This window comes from Mycobacterium sp. KBS0706 (genome assembly GCF_005938675.2).
Taxonomy (GTDB): domain Bacteria; phylum Pseudomonadota; class Alphaproteobacteria; order DSM-16000; family Inquilinaceae; genus Inquilinus.
Window position 1 is genome coordinate 1 of record NZ_VCCH02000218.1, and the last position, 3,585, is coordinate 3,585.

Here is a 3,585-nt window from a genome sequence, read left to right on the forward strand (position 1 = left end):
TCTCTGTCCAGGCCTGCGGAGATTGCCACCTGCTGAATTTCGGCGGCTTCGCAACCCCGGAGCGCCGCCTGCTCTTCGATATCAACGACTACGACGAGACGCTGCCGGCGCCCTGGGAATGGGACGTCAAGCGACTCGTCTCGTCCTTCCTGCTCGCCGCCCGCGCCAACGGCCTGTCGGACCGGGACGGCTGCGACGCGGCACTCGCCTGCGCGCGCAGCTACCGCCAGCACATGCGCGAATACGCCCGCATGGACGTGCTCGAGCTGTGGTATGCCCGCGTCGACGACCGTGACTTCCTCGCCATGCTGCCCGAAAGCCGCAAGGCCGTTCTGAAGAAGCGGATCGCCAAGGCGACGAGCCGGAGCAGTTCGGAGCTCGTCTTCCCGAAGCTGGCCGAGCAGGCCGGCGAACAGCCGCGTATCCATGACAACCGGCCGCTTGTTTTCCATCCCGACGAGTCGGTCGCAGCGATGCACATGGACCTGTTGAATGCGGCTCTGGCGAGGTACCGGGAAACGCTCGCCGAGGATCGGCGCGCCCTGCTCGACCGCTATCGTCTTGTCGACATGGCGGTCAAGGTGGTGGGTATCGGCAGCGTTGGCACTCTCTGCCTGGTGGCGTTGCTGATGTCCATGGCGGACCGTCCTCTGTTCCTGCAGGTCAAGGAGGCCGGCCCGTCGGTGCTCGAGCCCTATGCCGGTAGCAGCCTGTATCCCCACCACGGCCAGCGTGTGGTGATGGGCCAGCGCTTGATGCAGCCGGCCTCGGACCTGTTCCTCGGCTGGGTCACGGGCGACAAGGGGCGGCAGTTCTACATTCGTCAACTGCGTGATGTGAAGGTGCCCCCGCTGGTCGAGACCTATGACGCCGAGATGCTGTCGATCTATGCCGTCGCCTGTGGCTGGGTCCTGGCGCGTGCGCATGCGAAGGCGGGGGATCCTTGGGCGATCAGCGGCTATCTCGGCAAGACGGATGAATTCGACGAGGCCATGGGCGAGTTCGCGCTCGCCTACGCCGACCAGGCTGGCCGGGATCATGCGGCGCTGAAGATTGCGGTCCGCGAGGGTACCGTCGATGTCGATCTCGAACACTGATGTCGCGGGATGCCGGCGCCTTCAGGACGGGGCGCGAACAGAGGATCGCAACCCAGGCCCCAATGACTCGCAGCAGGCAGGAAATTGCCTGCGGCGACACCAGGGAGAAAGGCCATGAAGTCGACCCTCTCGTCACTCGCCGTCAGCCGCCGCGCCCTGCTGTCCACGACGGCCGCACTCGCGTGTCTGCCAGCATTGCTCCTCTCGAAGGCTGTGCAGGCGCAAGCGGCAGCCGGCGCGCTGCCATCCTGGAACGACGGGCCAACGAAACAGGTGATCCTCGACTTCGTGCGGGCCGCGATTGACACGAAGGGCCCGAACCACGTGCCGGCCGAAGACCGGATCGCCACCTTCGACCAGGACGGCACCCTGTGGGTGGAGCATCCCCTGTATCCACAGGCGATGTTCGCGCTCGACCGGCTCCGCGTCTTGGCCGCGCAACATCCACCGTGGGAAACGCAGGAGCCCTTCACGTCGGTTCTATCGGGCGACGCCGAGTTGGGATCCCTCAGCGAGAAGGATTGGACCGAGATCATCGGCGTCACACATGCCGGGATGAGCGACGACGCGTTCCTGGAGATCGTGAAGCAGTGGTTGGAGACGGCAAGGCACCCCCGCTTCGACCGGCCTTACACCGAACTCGTCTACCAGCCGATGCTCGAGTTGATCGACCATCTGCGCGCCAATGGGTTCCGCATCTATATCGCGACGGGTGGAGGGCAGGAATTCGTGCGCGCCTATGCACAGCGCGTCTATGGCATTCCCCCGGAGCAGGTCATTGGATCAAGCATCGTGACCAAGTACGAGGCCGAAGGCGGCGTGCCCGTGCTGATGCGGATGCCGAAGGTGTTCTTCGTCGACGACGGCGATGGGAAGGCGATCGGGATCAACCTATTCATCGGCAAGAGGCCCCTTGCAGCCTTCGGCAATTCCGACGGCGACCGCGAGATGCTCGAATGGACCGATGCCGGCGGCGGTGCACGACTGAAGATGCTGGTCTATCACGACGACAACGATCGGGAATATGCGTATGGACCGGCCGGCGGCCTGGAAGGAACGAAGGTCGGCAATTTCTCCGAGACGCTGATGAGTGAGGCGAAGGCGCGTGGCTGGACCGTGATCAGCATGAAGAACGACTGGAAGCGGATGTTTGCCTTCGATTAGTGGGTGCCAGAGCATGGCCGTGAATCGAGCCGGGTCATGACCTTCAGTGCCGAGTGGAATCCGGCATCTGCCGCGCCGATCGGGCCCCAGAACCCATGCTGATTCCCATCATGAGCGAGCCTATGGACCACCGTGCACCCATGTCGCCGCTCCGCCGCATTCTCCTTCGGCTCGCGGCTCTCACCGCAATCGTCTCGATCGAAGCGTCGGTCGCCATGGCCCAGGAGGCGACGCCAGCAGGTGAAAGCCAGGCACCGAACGAGTCCGACCTGGCGAAGCAGGCACAAAATCCGGTGGCGTCTCTGATCTCGGTGCCACTGCAGAACAATTTCAATTTCGGCGTCGGCCCAAACGAAGATCTGCAGTACCTCCTCAATGTGCAGCCGGTGCTGCCGTTCCGGATCAGCGATGATTGGAACCTGATCAGCCGGACGATCCTGCCGATCCTCTATCAACCGCCTCTGGGGCCAGGCATCGGCGACGAATTCGGGCTCGGCGACATTCAGATGCAGTTCTACCTGTCGCCGGCCAAGGCCACGAGCTTCATCTGGGGCGTGGGTCCCGTCCTGCAGTTCCCGACGGGGACTGACCTCACGCTGGGCAACGAGCAATGGGCCGCCGGGCCGGCGGCCGTGGCTCTGATAATGGATGGCCCCTGGGTGGTCGGGGCGCTCGCCAATCAACTGTGGTCCTATGGCGGCAACCGCGACCGCGGGGAGTTCAGCCAACTGACGATCCAGCCCTTCGTCAACTACAACCTGCGTGGCGGCTGGTACTTGGTATCCTCTCCGATCATCACCGCGAACTGGGACGCCAAGGCCAGTGACACCTGGACCGTGCCCGTGGGCGGCGGCGTCGGCACGATCTTCAAAATTGGCGGCCAGCCGATCAATGCCCAACTCGCAAGCTACTACAACGTCGAACGTCCGGACGGTGGCCCGGAGTGGAGTATCCGATTTCAGCTACAACTGCTATTTCCTAAATAATGTATATTCTTCGCGGTTGCCGGCCAGCTGCCGCGATCAGCCGGTCTCTTGCCCGTTCCTATCGGATGACGAGGCCCGCCCGGCGCAGGCCATCCGCCAGCATGTCGATCAAGGCGTCGGTGTAGTGTCGTGAGCGGAAGTCATCCCGCATCTCGGCGGCATAATCCGGGCGCAGTTCCAGCAGCCGGGCCACGGCCACCTGCGCTTCTGCCTGGCGGCCAAGCTTGCCATAGATCGCCGCCAGCACCAGGTGGGTGCCGTAGAACTGCGGCAGCTGGATCTGCTTCGCCTCGGTCAACGCGTCGTCGAACTCGCCCTTGCGATAGTGGTCGAAGGCC

The 3,585-nt window shown here is 63.9% G+C and carries 4 protein-coding genes; 3 read left to right on the top strand and 1 reads right to left on the bottom strand.

Translation table 11 applies throughout. The features are described 5' to 3' along the window. The 3 genes from FFK22_RS41185 to FFK22_RS41195 form a co-directional block, all read left to right on the top strand. Positions 1–1,097, top strand: a 1,097-nt coding sequence (locus tag FFK22_RS41185; protein WP_143956965.1) for a DUF2252 domain-containing protein, incomplete at its 5' end; no start/stop codon positions are given. A 114-nt stretch (positions 1,098–1,211) separates the two neighbouring features. Then, on the top strand, positions 1,212–2,261 hold the full coding sequence (locus tag FFK22_RS41190) for an HAD family phosphatase (RefSeq protein WP_138893381.1): 1,050 nt from the start codon (positions 1,212–1,214) through the stop codon (positions 2,259–2,261). 95 nt (positions 2,262–2,356) lie between these two features. Further along, positions 2,357–3,247: a hypothetical protein gene (locus FFK22_RS41195; RefSeq protein ID WP_221939277.1), complete on the top strand. Its 891-nt coding sequence runs from the start codon at positions 2,357–2,359 to the stop codon at positions 3,245–3,247. A 58-nt stretch (positions 3,248–3,305) separates the two neighbouring features. On the opposite strand, the gene FFK22_RS43590 is transcribed toward FFK22_RS41195, so the two are convergent. Next, on the bottom strand, positions 3,306–3,585 hold a 280-nt coding region (locus tag FFK22_RS43590; RefSeq protein ID WP_221939278.1), incomplete at its 5' end, for a hypothetical protein.

Excerpts from the sequence above, each read along its gene's own strand:
- FFK22_RS41190 (WP_138893381.1), top strand. The coding sequence starts at position 1,212 with ATGAAGTCGACCCTCTCGTCACTCGCCGTCAGCCGCCGCGCCCTGCTG.
- FFK22_RS41195 (WP_221939277.1), top strand. The coding sequence starts at position 2,357 with ATGCTGATTCCCATCATGAGCGAGCCTATGGACCACCGTGCACCCATG.